Origin of the sequence: Rhodococcus sp. NPDC127527, assembly GCF_042672245.1 — a bacterium.
Classification (GTDB): domain Bacteria; phylum Actinomycetota; class Actinomycetes; order Mycobacteriales; family Mycobacteriaceae; genus Rhodococcus_G.
On the sequence record NZ_JBHXVP010000002.1, the window covers coordinates 179315 to 198975 of the forward strand.

1 protein-coding gene (cut by a window edge) is annotated in these 19661 nt (G+C 71.1%); it reads left to right on the forward strand.

Annotation, left to right across the window (positions count from 1 at the left end):
* Positions 1-19661, forward strand: the 5' portion of a protein-coding gene (locus ACFVH2_RS03850) for a non-ribosomal peptide synthase/polyketide synthase (protein WP_378422428.1). Its footprint extends 7879 nt past the window's final position; only the first 19661 of its 27540 coding nucleotides appear in the window; it begins with the start codon at positions 1-3; the stop codon falls past the right edge of the window.

The following is a 19661-nucleotide window of genomic DNA, read 5'->3' on the forward strand; positions in this document are numbered from 1 at the left end:
GTGGTTCCTGCACGTGACTCTGTCCGTGAGTCCGCCCACCTTCCCGCACACCCCCAGGCGAGTGCGGAAAACGGCGCCGAGGCCTTCCCGCTCTCGGCCGCGCAGCGCGGTATCTGGTTCGCGCAACATCTCCTCCCGGACGTGCCGATCACGATTGCGCAGTGTGTGGAGGTGGTCGGCGACCTCGACCTCGAGGCGCTGCGGACCGCGGGGGCGGTGGCCTCACGGGAACTGGGCACCGGGATGCTGCGAATCGTCGAACACGACGGTGAGCCCGCCCAGGTCGTCGACGAGACCCTCGACGACCAGATGAAGCTCGTCGACCTGCGGTCGGAGGCCGATCCGGCGCAGGCGGCCGAGAACTGGATGCGGGCCGAGTACAGCGCCCCGATCGACCTGCTGACGGACCGGTTGATCGAGTCGGCGGTGTTGCGGATCGGCGAGGACCACCAGTACTGGTACGCCCGGATCCATCACATCGCGCTCGACGGGTTCGGCGCGATGACCTACATGAACCGCGTCGCCGAGCTGTACACGGCCGCCGTCGAGGGCAGGCAGGCAGCCGAGCACAAGGCCAGTCCCGTGCGGGAGATCTGCGAGGACGAAGCGCGCTACCGCGAGTCCACCCGGTTCGCCAAGGACCGCGAGTACTGGGCGGAACGGACCCAGAACCTGCCCGAGCCGATCAGCCTCGCCGCGAGCACGGCGGCGGTCGGTGCGTTCTCCCTGGTGGCAGGCGGACCGATGCCGGCGGCGACCGAGGCCGCCATCGAGGTGCACGAGTCCGCGTTCACGCCGATCGCCATCGCGGCGGTGGCCGCATTCCTGTCCCGGCTCACCGGCGAGAGCGACGTCGCGTTGAGCCTGCCCGTGTCGGCGCGGACCACCGCGCAGATGCGCCGGTCCGGCGGCATGGTGTCCAACGTGATCCCGCTGCGGGTCCAGGTCGGCAACGAGACGACGGTCGCGGAGCTCGTCTCCCGGGTGCAGGTGGAGCTGACCGGTGCCCTGCGCCACCAGCGCTTCCGGCACGAGGACATCCGTCGCGGACTGGGGTCCGGGGCGGGCAGCCGGGGGTTCTTCGGTCCCGCGATCAACATCATGATGTTCCACAGCGAGATCCGGCTCGGGTCCGCGATCGGGCGGATGCGGGTGCTGACCACCGGTCCGGTGGAGGACCTGTCGGTCAACATCTATCCGAGCGTCGCCGGGAGCCGCCCGCACATCGACTTCGAGGCGAACCCGAACCTGTACACCGGGGAGGACCTACAGGGCCACCACGCCCGGTTCCTGGAGTACCTCACCCAGTTCGCCGGGGCTGACGGCGCAACCGTGGTGTCGGGTCTGGACGTCCTGCACGACGACGAACGCGCCGAACTGGTGCCGTTGCGCGGACCGGTGGCCGACGCCCCGCGACTGCTGCCCGACCTGCTCGCCGACGGCGTCGCGGCGAACCCGGACGGAACGGCGATCCTCGCGGGCGACGAGCGGGTCACCTACCGGGAACTCGACGCCCGGTCCAACCAGCTCGCACGACTGCTCGTGCAGCGGGGTGTCGGATCGGAGTCGTTCGTGGCGCTCTCCTTCGCGCGCTCGGTCGAGGCACTCGTCGCGGTGTGGGCGGTCGCCAAGTCCGGTGCGGCCTTCCTGCCGATCGACCCCGAACTGCCGGTCGACCGCAAGATGCACATGGTCACCGACTCCGGCGTCCTGGTCGGCCTGACCACCGCGGCGCAGCGCGCCGCACTGCCGTCCTCCGTCGACTGGCTGGTGACCGACGACGCCGAGACGATCGCCCGGTTCTCCAGTCTGCCAACGGATCCGGTCACCGATGCGGACCGGCGTCACCACCTCGCGGTCGGCAACCCGGCGTACGTCATCTACACCTCGGGATCCACCGGTCTGCCCAAGGGTGTGGTGGTCACCCACGCCGGACTCGCCAACTTCGCGGCCGCGGCGCGCCCCGAGCTGGACATCACCTCGTCGTCCCGGGTGCTGCGCTTCTCCTCCGCCAGCTTCGATGCCTCGGTGTTCGAGATGGTGCAGGCCTTCAGCGCCGGCGCCACCATGGTGGTCGCCCCGCCCGAGGTGTACGGCGGCGACGATCTCGTGGATCTGCTTCGGTCGCAACGGGTCACACACATCATCTCGGCGCCGACCGTGCTCGGCTCGGTCGACCCCGGTGGGCTCGCCGACCTGAGCGCGGTGGTGGTCGGCGGTGACGTCTGCACCCCGGACCTGGTCGGGAAGTTCGCCGACGTCTGCCGGTTCACCAACAGCTACGGGCCGACCGAGACGACGATCGTCATCACGACCGGGCGACCGCTGTCGTCCGGCGACCGGATCACCATCGGTGCGCCGATCCAGGGTGCGAGCGCACTGGTGCTCGACCGCCGCCTGCGCCCGGTGCCGGTGGGCGCGATCGGTGAGCTGTACCTGGCCGGTTCCGCGCTCGCCCGCGGCTACCACGACCGGCGCGGCCTGACCGCCGAGCGATTCGTCGCGAATCCCTTCGAGGAGCCGGGATCGCGCATGTACCGGACCGGTGACGAGGTCAGGTGGACGCCGGATCACGAGTTGATGTTCGTGGGCCGGGCCGACCACCAGGTCAAGATCCGCGGCTTCCGGATCGAGCTCGGCGAGATCGACGCGGCGCTGACGTCGCAGGACGGGATCGACTTCGCCGTCACCATCGCGCACGAACGAACCAACGGTGCGATCGCGCTGGTGTCCTACGTCCGGCCCCGGACCGGACACGCAGTGGACCCGGCTGCGGTCATCGCCCGGGCCGGGGAGTTCCTGCCCGGGCACATGCTGCCGTCCGTGGTGATGGTGATCGACCGCGTGCCGCTGACCACCGCGGGCAAACTGGATCGGCGCGCGTTGCCGATCCCGGTGTTCGGTGCGGCCGCGGAGGAGTACCGCGAACCGGTGACCGCCGCAGAGAAGGTGATCGCGGAGGTCGTGGCCGAACTGCTCGGCGCCCCGCGCGTCGGTGTCGACGACTCCTTCTTCGCGGTCGGCGGGGACAGCATCATCGCGATCCAGTTGGTCGCGCGCGCCAAGGAGCGCGGGCTGCGCTTCTCGGCCCGTGACGTCTTCGAACGCAAGACCATTGCGGAGATCGCGAAAATCGCTGTCCCGGTGGAGGCTTCGGACGTCGCGGCACTGGCGGAACTCGACGGCGCCGGCGTCGGAACGGTGCCCCTGACGCCGATCGTGCACTCGATGCTCGATCGCGGTGGCCCCGACGCGTTCTTCCAGGCGATCGCACTCACCCTCCCCGACGGCGTCGCTCAGGACTCGCTGACCTCGGCGGTGGCCGCGCTCACCGAGCGTCACGACGCGCTGCGTGCCCGGTTCGTGCCCGCCGGCGACGGCTGGGTGTTCGAGACCCGGGCCGAGTCGCTCGACCCTACCCGACTGCTGCGCCGGGTCGCCGTCGACTCGGCCGATGTCGCAACAGCGCTGCTCGACGAGTGCGAGGCGGCCGTCGGCAGACTCGACCCGGCCGACGGGATCATGATCCAGTTCGTCTGGCTGGCAACGGAATCGGCCGCGGCAGAGCACACGGACCGGCTGCTGATCGTGGCCCACCACCTGGTCGTCGACGGGGTGTCGTGGCGCACCATCGTCCCGGATCTCGCGCAGGCGTGGATGCAGGCGTCCGCGGGAGCTGCGCCGGAGCTGGCCCCGGTCGGGACCTCGCTGCGCCGATGGGCCCACGGCGTCGCCGACTCGGCGGCCGCCAAGACGTTCGTCGGCGAGATGGACCACTGGACCGAGGTTCTCTCGGGCCCGGACCCGGCGCTCGGCGCCCGGGACCTCGACCCCGATCTCGACACGGTGAAGACGGCCGACCGGGTGCGGGTGGAGCTGACGACCGCCACGACCGAGTCCCTGTTGACCGCCCTGCCCGGCGCCTTCCGGTGCGGCGTCAGCGAGGGACTGATCGCGGCACTCGCGGTGGCGGTGTCCTTGTGGCGCAGCGGCCGCGGGCTCGAGGCGCCGTCGGTCCTGCTCAACCTCGAGGGACACGGTCGCGAGGACGACGCCGTCGCCGGCGCGGACCTGTCCCGGACGGTGGGCTGGTTCACCAGCCTGTTCCCGGTGCGACTGGACCTCGCCGGGGTGGATCTCGGCAGCGCCGTCGTCGGTGGTGACGCGGCGGGCGCCGTGATGAAGGCGGTCAAGGAACAGCTGCACGCGGTCCCGAACCGCGGCGTCGGGTTCGGTGTCCTGCGGTACCTCGACGGCGACACCGCTCCGGTGCTCGCGGAACTGCCCGTGCCGCAGATCAGCTTCAACTACCTCGGCCGGACCGGCGCGGCCCAGGTGCCCGAGTCGATGCGCGGCCTGGGCTGGATCCCGGACCCGGACGCACCGGATCTCAACGCCGCCAGCGGTCCCGAGCTGACCGTCGCGGCGGTGGTGGACGTGAACGCGGTGGTCGACGACGGGGTCGACGGGCCGCGGCTGTCGGCGACCTTCGCCTTCCCCACCGGACTGCTGACCGCCGACGAGGTCACCGACCTCGCGGGCCTGTGGCGTCGTGCCCTCGAGGGGCTCGCGTCGCATGCCGAGCGGCCCGCCGCCGGCGGCTTCACCCCGTCCGACTTCCCGCTCGTCCGAGTCGGCCAGGCCGAGATCGAGCGGTGGGAGAGCCGCTACCCACTGCTGACCGACGTGTGGCCGCTCTCGCCGCTGCAGCGCGGCCTGCTCTTCCACGCCGAACTCTCCGAGCAGACGGTGGACGTGTACACCGCGCAGCTGCGACTGAGCCTGGCGGGCGTCGTCGACTCGAGTAGGTTGCGCTCGGCCGCAACCGATCTGGTGCGCCGCCACGAGAACCTCCGCACCGCGTTCGGGTACGCCGAGGACGGCACCCCGGTTCAGATCGTGCACGAGAACGTCGACGTGCCGTGGCGCGAGGTGGACGTGCGGGCGCTGTCCGCGCACGAGCAGGAGGTCCGCCTGCAGAAGCTGCTCGACGACGAGCGGATCACCCGGTTCGCGATGGACAGCCCGCCGCTGCTGCGGATCCTGCTGATTCGCACGGCGGCCGATCGGTACGTCCTCGCGATCACCAACCACCACATCGTCCTCGACGGCTGGTCGATGCCGCTGCTGGTGCGCGAACTGCTCGTCTCCTACGCCGCCGGAGCGGACGTCGCCGACCTCGCCCGGCCGCGTTCGTACCGGGACTACCTCGCCTGGCTGGCCGAGACCGACGACGATGCCGCGCGCGCCGCCTGGGCGCGAGCGCTCGACGGGGTCACCGAGCCGACCCTGATCGCACCCGCCCGGGTGCCGGGGGAACCCGGCCCGCTGCCCGAGGAGTTGCTCGTCGAGCTGCCCGACGGGCTGGTCGACGAGATGAGCCGCACGGCCCGCGAGCGCGGGGTGACGGTGAACACGGTGGTCCAGGCCGCGTGGGGTCTGCTGCTGGCACGGTTGCTCTCGCGCGGTGACGTCACCTTCGGTGCCACCGTGTCCGGTCGCCCGCCGCAACTGGCCGGCGTGGAGTCCATGCTGGGCCTCTTCATCAACACCGTGCCTGTGCGCGTGCGGATCGACCCGGACGAGGCGGTCGCCGACTTCCTGTCCCGCCTGCAGGGTGACCAGGCGGACCTGCTCGATCACCACCACGTCGGCCTCGGCGACATCCAGGCCGCCGTCGGCGTGGGGGAACTGTTCGACACCCTGACCGTCTTCGAGTCGTATCCGATGGACAAGTCCGGATTCGACGAGAACACCGACATCGGGGGAATGCGGGTACTCGACCTCGACGCACAGGACGCGACCCACTTCGCCCTCACGTTGACCTCGATCCTCGACCCGCAACTGCGCCTGAGCCTGCGGTACGCGCCCCAGTCCTTCGACCGGGCCGAGGCGACGGTGCTGATCGCCCGGTTGGTCCGGATCCTCGAGACCATCGCGGCGCAGCCGGACCTGGCGGTCGGGGAGATCGACCTCTTCGCCGCGGGTGAGCCCGAGCGGATGCTCGGGTGGTCGCGCGGCGACCGACTGCCCGCCGAACAGTCCTCTCCGGTGGCGTTGTTCGCCGCGCAGGCGGACCTGCGCCCCGACACAACGGCGGTGGTGGCCGGCGATCGGTCGTCGACCTACGCGGAGCTCGACGCCCGGTCGACGGCGCTGTCCGTCGAGCTGACGCGGCTCGGCGTCGGTGCCGACGACGTGGTGGCGCTGTTGCTGCCCCGGTCGGTGGAGTGGGTCGTCGCGATGCTGGCGGTCTGGAAGGCCGGGGCCGCCTACGCGCCGATCGACCCGACGTACCCCGCAGACCGGATCGAGTCGATCCTCGCGGACACCGGCGCCCGGTGCGCGGTGAGCCAGTCGGCCACCGACCTGCCGGTCGCGGTCGTGGCGATGGATGCCTTCGTGGAGTCGGCGCCGGTGGCCCCGCGCCCGGTCGATCGGTGGCGTGAGCGGGGCGCGGGTCAGCGCCTGGGCTACGTCATCTCCACCTCGGGGTCGACGGGCAAGCCGAAGCCGACGCTGGTGCCGATGGCGGGCATCGAGAACACCCTCGCGTGGTACCGGCGGGAGCTGCCGGCCGAGGGAGGACTGCTGATCGCGTCCTCGCCGAGCTTCGACCTGACCCAGAAGAACGTGTGGGCGGCGCTGACCGACGGCCGCACGATCCATCTCGCGGCGGACGGCTTCGACCCGTGGGACATCCTGCGGATCGTCGGCAACGGTGGTGTGGCGCTGGCGAACATGTCGCCGAGCGCCTTCGAGGCGGTCGTGGACAGCGACGTCGACGGTGTCCTGGCCGGGCTCGACATGGTCGTCCTCGGCGGCGAGCCGATCCGGGTCGGCAAGATCGCGGCCCTGATGAGTTCCGGGCTGCACGTGGTCAACAGCTACGGCCCGACCGAGGCCTCGGACGTGGTCTCGAGCCACGCGGCGTCCGCCGCGGATCTCACCGGCGTGCCCATCGGCTCGCCGATCGCGAACCTGGACCTGTACGTGCTCGACAGCCGGATGCGTCTTGTCCCTGCGGGTGTCGTGGGTGAGCTCTACGTCGGCGGCGTCGGTGTCGGCCGCGGCTACGGCGGGCGATTCGACCTGACGGCGGACCGGTTCGTGGCGAACCCGTTCGGGGATGCGGGCGCTCGGATGTACCGCACCGGCGACCTGGTGCGCTGGAACGGCCTCGGGGCGCTCGAGTACATCGGACGATCCGATTTCCAGGTCAAGCTGCGCGGTCAGCGCATCGAACTCGGCGAGATCGAGGCGGCGCTCGCGCAGGCCGACACGGTCGGTCAGGCGGTGGTGACGCTGCGTGGGGGCGTGGGCGGCGAGTTCCTCGCCGGTTACCTGGTGCCCGCGCCGGGCGCCGAGATCGACCGGGCGGCAGTGCTCGAGGCCGCCGGGCGTGACCTGCCGGCCTACATGGTGCCGTCGGTGCTGGTCGTGCTCGACGAACTCCCGCTGAACGCCAACGGCAAGCTGGACCGAAAGGCACTGCCGGAACCCGAGTTCGCGGGCGCGGAGTTCGTCGCCCCCGCCACGGCCACCGAACTCGTGGTCGCGCGGATCTGCGCGGAGCTGCTCGGCGTGCCGCGAGTCGGTGCGTTCGACAACTTCTTCCACCTCGGCGGCAACTCGCTGCTCGCGACCCGCCTGCTCGCCCGCCTGCACACCGAACTCGGTGTACGGGTCGGCGTGCGCGAGCTGTTCGAGGCTCCGACGGTCACGGCACTGTCGGCCCGTCTCGACGCCGGTGGCAGCGAGGGGCTCGGTCGTGCACTGACCCGGATCGAGCGTCCGGCACGGATCCCGCTGTCGCCGGCGCAGTCCCGGATGTGGTTCCTCAACCAGTTCGACACCGGTTCCGGTGCCTACAACGTCGCGGTCGCCCTGCGGCTGAGCGGCACTCTCGACGTGGACGCGTTGCGCGAGGCGGTCGCGGACGTGCTGGGCCGGCACGAGTCGCTGCGCACCCGCTACCCCGATTCGGTCGACGGTCCCAGCCAGGTGGTCCTCGCGGTGGACGACGTCGACGTCGCACTGCCGGTCGGGGCGGTGACCCCCGCCGAGCTCGCGGATCGACTGCGCGACGAGGCGGCCGGCGGCTTCGACGTCACCACCGAGCCGCCGGTGCGGCTGCGCCTGCTGAGGGTGGCCCCCGACGAGCACGTGCTCTCGATGGTCGTGCACCACATCAGCATCGACGCCTGGTCGATGCAGGCGCTCGCCCGCGACGTCATGGTCGCGTTCGGTGCCCGCGCCCACGGGCAGGCGCCCGGCTGGGAGCCGCTGGAGGTCCAGTACGCCGACTACGCCCTGTGGAAGCAGGAGATCCTCGGATCGGAATCGGACCCGCAGTCGCTGGTCTCGGGTCAGCTGGGGTACTGGGCGCAGCGACTGGCCGGCCTGCCGGACCTACTGGTGCTGCCCTACGATCACCGTCGCCCGCCGACTCCGACCTACCGCGGCGCCGCGGTGCCCTTCACCATCGAGGCGGACGTCTACCGCGGAGTCCGCGAGATCGCCCGGCGCGCGAACGCCACGCCGTTCATGGTGCTGCACACGGCGCTCGCGGTGCTGCTGGCCCGGTTGAGCGAGTCCGCCGACATCGCGATCGGCACCCCGGTCGCCGGCCGCGGGGAGTCCACGCTCGACGACGTGGTGGGCATGTTCGTCAACACCCTGGTGCTGCGCACCGAGGTGGACGGGGCGCGTTCGTTCGAGGAGCTGGTCGGCGAGGTCCGCGCGGTCGACCTCGCCGCGTTCGGGCACGCGGACGTGGCCTTCGAGCGTCTGGTGGAGGTCGCCGCACCGGTCCGTACCCTCGCACACCATCCGCTGTTCCAGGTCGTGCTGGCGTTCGAGGACCTGCCGGTCGACGGGTTCGCCCTGCCGGGTCTGCAGATCGGACGTGAGCCGCTCGACTTCGGCGTGGCCAAGTTCGACCTGCAGCTGACGGTCAGCGAGCTGCAGGACGCCGAGGGCGCGGCCGCCGAGTTCGTCTATGCCACCGACCTGTTCGACGAGAAGACCGTGGTCGGGTTCGCCACGCGCTTCCTGCGGATCCTCGGCGCCGCGGTGCGCACACCGGCGGCGCCGGTGGGGGACATCGCCATCCTGGATGCGGCGGAACGGGCGTCGTTGCTGGCGCTGGGTGCGGGGCCGGCGCGGCCGGAGCCCTCCGCGTCCACCCTGGCAGAGCTGCTCGCCGAGGCCGTCGCGGCCGATCCCGACGGGGACGCTCTGGTGTTCGAGGGGACAGCCCTGTCCTACGCCGATCTCGACGCGCGCTCGAATCGTGTTGCGCGCGAGCTGATCGGGATGGGGGTCGGACCCGAGTCGTGCGTCGCGGTCGCCCTGGAGCGGTCGATCGAGTCCGTGACGGCCGTGTGGGCCGTGGCGAAGACCGGTGCCGCCTTCCTGCCCGTGGACCCCACCTATCCGGCCGACCGGATCGAGCACATGCTCTCGGACTCGGGTGCCGCGGTGGGTGTGACCGTCGAGGCGAGTCGTTCGGCTCTCGGCGATTCGGTGCGCTGGCTGGTCCTCGACGAGGCCGACTCGGTGCAGCGGGTCGCGGCCCTGTCCGCGGCCGCGCTCACCGCAGCCGAACTCTCGGGTGTGGTGCGGCCGGAGAACCCGGCGTACGTCATCTACACGTCCGGTTCCACCGGTGTCCCGAAGGGCGTCGTGGTCAGCCACGCAGGCCTGCGTGCCTTCGCGGACGACCAGCGCAACCGCTACGGAGTGCGGACCGATTCCCGGACACTGCATTTCGCGTCGCCGAGCTTCGACGCCTCGGTGCTCGAGCTGATGATGGCGGTCGGTGCGGGAGCCGCGATGGTGGTGGCGCCGACGCACGTCTACGGCGGCGAAGCCCTGGCCGCGCTGCTGCGCGAGCAGCGGGTGACGCATGCCTTCGTGACCCCGGCAGCGTTGGCCACCGTCGATCCGGCCGGGCTCGACCACCTCGAGGTGGTCGTCGTCGGAGGCGACGCCTGCGAGGCGTCACTGGTCGAGCGGTGGGCACCGGGTCGGAAGATGTTCAACGCGTACGGGCCCACCGAGTCGACCGTGGTCGCGGTGCACTCGGATCCCATGGTCGTCGGTCGGCCGGTGACACTCGGTGGTCCGGTCGTGGGCACCGACGTCGTGGTGCTGGACGCCCGGCTGCACCCGGTGCCGGTCGGTGTCGCGGGTGAGCTCTACCTGTCGGGAGTGGGCCTGGCGCGCGGCTACCACGCGCGGCTGCCGCTGACCGCGGAGCGCTTCGTGGCCAACCCGTTCGGCGGTGCGGGTACCCGCCTGTACCGGACGGGGGACCTGGTGCGGTGGACGCGGGAGGGGACGCTCGAGTACCTCGGCCGTACCGACGCCCAGGTGAAGATCCGTGGTCATCGGATCGAGCTGGGTGAGATCGACACCGTGTTGTCCGCTCACCCGGACGTGGACTTCGCCGTGACCGTGGGCTTCGACGGCCCGGGCGGCGTGCGGTCGCTCGCCTCGTACGTGTTGCCGCGCACCGGCATCGACGTCGACATCGCCGGCCTGATGGCCCACGTCCGGGATCGGCTGCCGGAGTACATGGTGCCGGCGTCGGTGACGGTCCTCGCCGAGGTGCCGTTGACGCCCGGCGGCAAGGTGGATCGCCGCGCCCTCCCGCAGCCCGTCTTCGCGGTCCGGGAGTACCAGCCGCCGCGCACTGCCGCCGAGCAGTTGGTCGCGGACGTCTACGCCGATGTGCTCGGGACCGAGCGGGTCGGCGCGGACGACGACTTCTTCGCGCTCGGCGGCAACTCGCTCAGCGCCACCCAGGTGGTCGCGCGGCTCAACGCGACCGCGGGCACCGGGCTTCGCGTTCGGGAGATCTTCGGCAGCTCGACCGTGGCCGATCTCGCGATCCTGCTGGACACGCACGAGGTCGCGGACCGAGCCGCGTTGGCGGCGCGGGAACGGCCGGAGTCGATCCCGTTGTCGCTGGCGCAGCAGCGGATGTGGTTCCTCAACCGCTACGACCCCGAATCCGCCGTGTACAACATCCCGCTCGCGGTGCGGCTGACCGGTGCCCTCGACACGGTAGCCCTCGCGGCCGCGGTGCACGACGTCATCGCCCGGCACGAATCGCTCCGCACGGTGTTCCCGGACTCCGAGCACGGTCCACGGCAGTCGATCCTGCCCGCGGCCGACGTGACGGTCCCGCTGACTCCGGTCGAGGTCGACGGCGAGGACGCCCTGCGGGCCGCGATCGCGGCCCTGGTGTCCGGCGGATTCGACGTGACCGCCGCGGTTCCGCTGCGCGGCGGCCTCTTCCGGCCCGCGCCCGACGACCACGTGCTGGTGCTGGTGGTCCACCACATCAGCGCCGACGGATTCTCGACCCTCCCGCTGGCGCGGGACCTGCTGACCGCGTACACGGCCCGCACCCGTGGCGGGAGCCCGGACTGGGAGCCGTTGCCGGTGCAGTACGCGGACTACGCGCTGTGGCAGCGGGAGGTGCTCGGGTCGGAGGACGACCCCGCCTCGCAGGCCTCGGTCCAGCTCGGGTACTGGGCCGACCGGCTGGCCGGGGCGCCGGGCGTGCTCGAGTTGCCCGCCGACAATCCCCGTCCGGCGGTGGCGTCGTACCGGGGCGCCCGCGTCGACTTCGCGCTCGACGCGGATCTGACCGACCGACTGCGCGAGCTGGCACTCGAACAGAGCGCCACCCTGTTCATGGTGCTGCACGCAGCGCTGTCGGTGCAGTTGGCGCGGTTGAGCGGGACCACCGACATCACCGTCGGCAGCCCGATCGCCGGTCGCGGCGAGGCCGCCCTCGACGACGTGGTCGGGATGTTCGTCAACACGCTGGTGCTGCGGACCGAGGTCGACCCCGAGCTGACCTTCGCGGACCTGCTGGCCCGCACCCGCGCCGTCGACCTCGCCGCGTACGGCAACGCCGACGTGCCGTTCGAGCGGGTCGTCGAGATCGCGAATCCGCCTCGGTCGCAGTCGTACTCGCCGCTGTTCCAGGTGGCGCTGTCGCTGCAGAGCCAGGGCGTCGGATCGCTCGAGCTGCCGGACGTGCGGGTGTCGATGCTCGATCCGGGCATCGACGTCGCCAAGGTCGATCTGGAACTGACCTTCCGCGAGAGCGACCGGGGCATGACCGGCTCGCTGACCTACGCCGCGGACCTGTTCGGCGAGGCCACCGCACGTCGGTTCGTCGACCGGCTGGTGCGGGTACTGGGTTCCGTCGTCGTCGACCCGTCGACCGTCGTCGGCGAGGTCGACCTGTTCGACGGCACCGAGCGCTCGATGCTCGCCGATCGCGCCGTCGCGCAGATGCCGCGGGCCCGGCTGCTGCCGGAGATCCTCACCACCGGCGCAGCCGTGGATCCGACGGCGGCGGCGCTGACCCTGCACGGGGACGAGATGTCCTACGCGGAGCTCGACGGACGGTCGAACCGTCTTGCGCGGACACTGATCTCGCGGGGAATCGGTCCCGAGACCTTCGTGGCGATGGCGTTCCCGCGTTCGGCCGAGGCGTTGCTCGCGTTCTGGGCCGTCGCCAAGACCGGTGCGGCCTTCGTCCCCGTCGACCCCGCCCTCCCGACGGCCCGGATCGAGTACATCCTCGAAGATTCCGGCGCGGCGCTCGGCATGACCGTCGCGCGCACCCGCGGCGTGCTGCCCGGCGGCGTCGAGTGGCTGGTGCTCGACGACGACCAGGTGCTGCGCGAGGAGTCCTCGCGACCGGACACCCCGGTCACCGACCGGGACCGGACCGCCGCCCTGACCGTGGCCAACGTGGCCTACATGATCTACACCTCGGGGTCGACGGGCACCCCGAAGGGCGTCGAGGTGACCCACACCGGGCTGGCCGCGTTCTGCGCGGACACCCGCCCCGAGGTCGGCCTCGAACCCGAGTCGCGGGTGCTCCGGCTGTCGTCCGCCAGCTTCGACGCGTCGGTGTTCGAGATGCTGGCCGCCTTCAGTGCCGGGGCGACGATGGTGATCACCCCGCCCGAGGTCGTCGGTGGCGACGAACTCGCGACCCTGCTGCGCGAGGAGCGGGTCAGCCACGTCCTCACCGCACCCGCGGTGCTCGGCACCATGGACACCCGGGACCTGCCCGACCTGCGCACCGTGATGGTCGGCGGCGACGTGTGCCCGCCGGAGCTGATGGCCCGGCTCGCGCCGGGGCGGCGCTTCTTCAACTGCTACGGCCCCACCGAGACCACCATCGTCATCACGTCCACCGAGTCGTTGTCGCCCGGTGACCGGATCACCATCGGCGCCCCGATCGGCGGTGCCGGTGCGGCCGTGCTCGACGCGCGTTTGCGCCCGGTGCCGGTCGGTGTCGTGGGTGAGCTCTACCTGTCGGGCGCCGGTCTGGCTCGCGGCTACCACGACCGCGCGGCTCTGACGGCGGGGCGCTTCGTGGCGAACCCGCACGGGGCCCCCGGCAGCCGGATGTACGCCACCGGTGACCTGGTGCGCTGGACCGCCGACGGTCAGCTCGACTTCATCGGGCGCGCCGACTCCCAGGTCAAGCTGCGCGGACTGCGTATCGAACTCGGTGAGGTCGAGGCAGCCCTGGCCGGCTGCGCGGGCGTGGCCCAGGCGGTCGTGGTGCTGCACCACGATCCCCACACGGGGGACCGGCTGCTCGGCTACGTCGTCGGCGAGGAGGGGGTCGCGCTCGACCCGCAGGCGCTGCGCGACGAGCTGGCCGGGCCGTTGCCGTCGTACATGGTGCCGGCGCAGGTGCTCGTCCTCGACGCGCTGCCGGTGACCGTCAACGGCAAGCTGGACCGGAAGGCGCTGCCGGTGCCGACCTTCGAGGCCGCGGTGTTCCGGGCGCCGTCGACGCCGATCGAGGAGATCGTCGCCGGGGTGTTCGCCGAGGTGCTCGAGGTGGAGCGGGTCGGCGTCGACGACGACTTCTTCGCGCTCGGCGGCAATTCGCTGATCGCCACGCAGGTCGCGGCCCGGCTCGGGTCAGCCCTGGACACGACGGTGCCGGTGCGGACGTTGTTCGAGGCGTCGACCGTCGCCGCGCTCGCGGTGGCACTCGAGCAGCATGCGGGGCAGGGCGGACGGAAGGCGCTGGTCGCACAGGAGCGCCCGGAGTCGATTCCGCTGTCGCTCGCGCAGCAGCGGATGTGGTTCCTCAGCCGCTTCGATTCCGAGTCCGCGGTCAACAACATCCCCGCCGCGATCCGGCTCTCGGGCGTTCTGGACGTGGCGGCGCTGCAGTCCGCGATTGCAGATGTCGTTGCCCGGCACGAGATCATGCGGACCGTCTACCCCGAGAGCGGGGGCACCGGCGTTCAGGTGATCCTGCCCGCCGGCGAGGTCGTCCCGGACCTGACGCCGGTGGCCGTCGGTTCAGACGAACTCCTCGAGCGGGTGGGCGAGGCCGTCACGACCGGGTTCGACGTGACGTCCGAGGTGCCGTTGCGCGCAAAGCTGTTCCAGGTCGACGAGACCGAGCACGTGTTGGTGCTGGTGATCCACCACATCGCCGCGGACGGGTTCTCGGTGGGGCCGCTGACCCGCGACGTGATGATCGCCTACGCCACCCGTTCGGCCGGCGAGGCACCCGGCTGGGCGCCGCTGGCGGTGCAGTACGCGGACTACAGCCTCTGGCAGCGCGAGGTGCTCGGGTCGGAGGACGATCCGCGGTCGTTGATCGCCGGGCAGCTCGAGTACTGGAAGTCCGATCTGGACGGTATTCCGGCGCAGTTGGACTTGCCGAGCGATCGGCCTCGGCCGGCGGTGGCATCCAACGTGGGCGGCGCGGTGGAGTTCGCGGTGGACGCGGATCTGCATGCGGCGCTGGCGAGTACCGCGCGCGGCAACGGTTCGTCGTTGTTCATGGTCGTGCACGCGGCGCTCGCGGTGCTGCTGGCGCGACTGTCGGGCACCGGCGACATCGCCATCGGTACGCCGGTCGCCGGTCGCGGCGACGTGGCGCTCGACGACCTTGTGGGCATGTTCGTCAACACCCTGGTGCTGCGGACCGAGGTCGATCCGGCGGCGTCGTTCATCGAACTGCTCGGCGACGTGCGGGAGACCGATCTCGGTGCGTTCGGGCACGCGGACGTGCCGTTCGAGCGGCTCGTGGAGGTGCTCAACCCGGCCCGTTCGCAGGGACGACACCCGCTGTTCCAGGTGGCGTTGTTCTTCCAGAACCACACCCAGCCGTCTCTCGAGTTGGACGGCTTGACCGTCTCCGGTCTCGACTTCGACGCCGCGATCGCGAAGTTCGACCTGCAGGTCACGGTGACCGAGAGTGTCGACGAGTCGGGTGCGCCGGCGGGGATGGCGGTGGAGCTGACGTACGCGCGGGACCTGTTCGACGAGTCCACCGTGCGGCTGTTCGGCGACCGGTTCACCCGGGTACTGCGGGCCGTGTCCGCCGATCCGGCGGTGGCCGTGGGTGATGTCGAACTGCTCGACGAGGACGAGCGGGCGCTGGTGCTGACCGGCTGGAACGACTCGGATCATGTCGTCGACGCCGGGGACCTCCTCCTCGACGCGTACGACGTCCAGGTCGCGGCGACCCCGGACGCGACGGCCGTCGCGTACGAGGGCGAGGAACTGACCTACGCGCAGTTCGATGCCCGGGTCAACCGGTTGGCGCGGTTGCTGATCGCCGAGGGTGTGGGACCGGAGTCGTTGGTGGCGTTGGCGATTCGGCGTTCGATCGACCTGGTCGTCGGCATCTACGCGGTGGTCAAGGCGGGTGGCGCGTACGTGCCGGTGGACCCGGACCATCCGGCGGAGCGGATCGGGCACATCCTGGACACCGCCGATCCGGCCTGCGTGCTGACCGTCTCGCGGGACGGTGTGCATATTCCGGGGGAGAGGTCTGTTCTGCGGATCGACACCCTCGACACAGCAGGATTCTCGGCGGCGACGGTCACCGACGCGGACCGGATCTCCCGGTTGGCGCCGGCGCATCCGGCGTACGTGATCTTCACGTCGGGGTCGACGGGCAAGCCGAAGGGTGTGGCGGTCAGCCACGGCGCGATCGCCAACCAGATTGCCTGGATGCTGGCGGAGTACCCGCTCGGCGGGTCGGATGTGTACCTGCAGAAGACCGCGACGACGTTCGACGTGTCGCTGTGGGGCTGGTTCATGCCGCTGCGCGTGGGTGCGCAGTTGGTGGTGGCGACGCCGGACGGGCATCGTGACCCGGCGTACGTGGCGGAGACCATCCGCGCGCGGGGTGTGACGGTCACCGACTTCGTGCCGTCGATGCTGACCGTGTTCGCGGGCTCTGTTGCGCGTGCGGACCTGTCGTCGCTGCGCTACGTGTTCGTGATCGGTGAGGCGTTGCCGGCGGAGACCGTGCGTGACTTCGCGTTGGTGTCCGATGCGGGGGTGCACAACCTGTACGGGCCGACGGAGGCGGCGGTGTCGATCACCTATGCCGACGTGACCGGCACGGCGGTCGGCGGTGCGGTGTCGATCGGTCGGCCGGAGTGGAACTCGCAGGTGTTCGTGCTCGACGGCCGGTTGCGGCCGGTTCCCGTGGGTGTTCCGGGTGAGCTGTACCTGGGTGGCGTGCAGCTTGCGCGCGGCTATTACGGGCGAGTGGACCTGACGGCCGATCGGTTCGTGGCGAACCCGTTCGGCGGCGACGGGGCCCGGATGTACCGCACCGGTGACCTGGTGACGTGGCGGGCCGATGGTGAGATCGACTACATCGGTCGGACGGACTTCCAGGTGAAGTTCCGTGGTCAGCGGATCGAGCTCGGTGAGATCGAGACGGCGCTGTTGGCGCACGAGTCGGTGTTGCAGTCGGCGGTGTTGGTGGTGCCGACGGCGACGGGCGATCACCTGGTTGCGTATGTGGTGCCCGCGTCGGGCGCTTCGGTCGAGGTGGACGGGCTCAAGGAGTTCGCGGGGCGGTCGTTGCCGTCGTACATGGTGCCGTCGGCGTTCGTGGTGCTCGGCGAGTTCCCGTTGAACTCGTCCGGAAAGTTGGACCGGAAGGCGTTGCCGGCGCCGGTGTTCGAGGTGCGGGACTTCCGGGCGCCGACGAACCCGGTGGAGGAGATCGTCGCGGGTGTGTTCGCGGTGGTGCTCGGGGTGGACCGGGTCGGTCTGGACGACGACTTCTTCGAGTTGGGTGGCAACTCGTTGGTGGCGACGCAGGTCGTCTCGCGCATCGGGGCGGAACTGGATGCGCAGGTGCCGGTGCGGATGCTCTTCGAGGCTCCGACTGTCGGCGCGCTGGCCGTGGCGGTCGAGCGGCATGCGGGCGTCGGTGGCCGCAAGGCCCTGGTCGCGGGCCCGCGGCCGGAGCGGCTCCCGCTGTCGTTCGCGCAGGCCCGGATGTGGTTCATCAACCAGTTCGACACGGCGTCACCGGTGTACAACATTCCGGTCGCGGTGCGGTTGGCGGGTGACCTGGATGTCGCGGCGCTGCGGGCGGCCGTGGGAGATGTGCTGGCGCGGCACGAGTCGCTGCGGACGGTCTTCCCGAACTCGGCCGACGGCCCGTCTCAGGTGGTCGTCGGTATCGGCGACGTCCGGCTGACCCTCGACGAGGTGGCGGTGTCGGCTGACGACCTGATGGCCGCGTTGACGGGCTTCGTGTTGCGGGGCTTCGACGTGTCGGCCGAGATTCCGCTGCGGGCGAGCCTGTTCCGGGTTGGCGAGCGCGAGCACGTCTTCGCGTTCGTGGTGCACCACATCTCGTCGGACGGGTTCTCGGCTGGTCCGTTGGCGCGGGATCTGATGGTGGCGTACCTGGCGCGGACCGAGGGGCTCGCGCCGACGTGGGAGCCGTTGGCGGTGCAGTACCCGGACTTCGCGCTGTGGCAGCGCGAGGTGCTCGGGTCGGAGGACGATCCGGAGTCGCTGGCCTCGGTCCAGCTCGGATACTGGCGCGAGCAGTTGGCCGGCGTACCGGCGATGTTGGAGCTGCCGACCGACCGGCCGCGCCCGCAGGTGGCCTCGATGCGCGGCGCGCGCACCGATTTCGCGGTGGACGCGGCGTTGCTGGAGAGCTTGACGGTCCTGGCCCGTGAGCGACAGTCGACGCTGTTCATGGTGCTGCACGCCGCGTTGGCGGTGCAGCTCGCCCGCCTCGGCGGGACCTCCGACATCACCGTCGGTAGCCCGATCGCCGGACGGGGCGAGGCGGCCCTCGACGACCTGGTGGGCATGTTCGTCAACACCCTGGTGCTCCGCACCGAGGTGAACCCGGACCAGAGCTTTGCGGAACTGCTCGAGCAGACCCGCGCGGTGGACCTGGCCGCGTTCGGCAATGCCGACGTGCCTTTCGAGCGGGTCGTCGAGGTGGTCAATCCGCCTCGTTCGCAGGCGCATTCGCCGCTGTTCCAGGTGGCGCTCTCGCTGCAGAACCAGGGAACGGCGTCCTTCGGGCTGCCGGGCATCGAGGTCTCGGAACTCGAGGCGGACGTCTCCGTCGCGAAGCTCGACCTCGAACTCACCTTCCGCGACGGGGAGGACGGACTGCGGGGCACGCTGACCTACGCGGCGGACCTGTTCGACGAGTCCACGGCCCGCGGGTTCACCGAGCGGTTCGTGCGACTGCTCGAGTCGGTCGCGGCCGACCCGTCCGCAATGGTCGGCGAACTCGACCTGCTGGACGAGGCGGAGCGGGCGACGATCGATGCCCGCGCACTCGCGGCGCCGTTGCCGGTGATGTTGCTGCCGGAGATCCTCGCCGCAGGCGCGGCGCTGGACCCGCACGCGGTCGCGCTGACCGCATCCGGCACCGACATGTCCTACGCCGAACTCGACGCGACGTCGAACCGGCTTGCGCGGCTGTTGATCTCGCGGGGAATCGGCCCGGAGGCCTTCGTGGCGCTGGCCTTCCCGCGGTCGGTCGAGTCCGTGGTCGCGATGTGGGCGGTCGCGAAGTCCGGTGCGGCGTTCGTGCCGGTCGACCCGGCGTTGCCGACCGCGCGGATCGAGCACATCCTCACCGATTCCGGTGCGGAGCTGGGATTGACGGTGGCCGGGGTACGCGAAACGCTGCCCGCCACGACCGAGTGGCTCGAGCTCGACGGCGACGCTGCCGAGGGACTGGCGGACACCCCGATCACCGATCGGGACCGGACGGCTGCGCTGTCCGCGACCAACGTCGCGTACATGATCTACACCTCCGGTTCGACCGGCATGCCGAAGGGCGTGGTGGTCACCCACACCGGACTGGCCGCGTTCACCGCGGACTCGCACCAGGAGCTCGGCGTCACCTCGAAGTCGCGGGTGCTGCGGCTGGCGTCGGCAAGCTTCGACGCGTCGATGTTCGAGATGCTGACCTCGTTCAGCGCGGGTGCCACGATGGTGGTCGCGCCGCCGGAGGTCGTCGGCGGCGACGAACTGGCGCGGCTGGTGCGCCGGCAGCGGGTGAGTCACCTGATGAGCGCACCCGCGGCGATGGGGACCATGCGCGCGGAGGACCTGCCCGCCCTCGAGATGGTGGGCGTCGGCGGCGACGTCTGCCCGCCGGAACTGGTGGCGCGGTTGGCCCCGGGGCGGTTGTTCTTCAACGGTTACGGTCCGACCGAGACCACCATCGTCGTCACCCGGACCGGAACGCTGGCCGCCGGTGACCGGATCACCATCGGTGCACCGATCTCGGGTGTGGGCGCGGTGGTGCTCGACACGCGGCTGCGGCCGGTGCCCCTCGGTGTGGT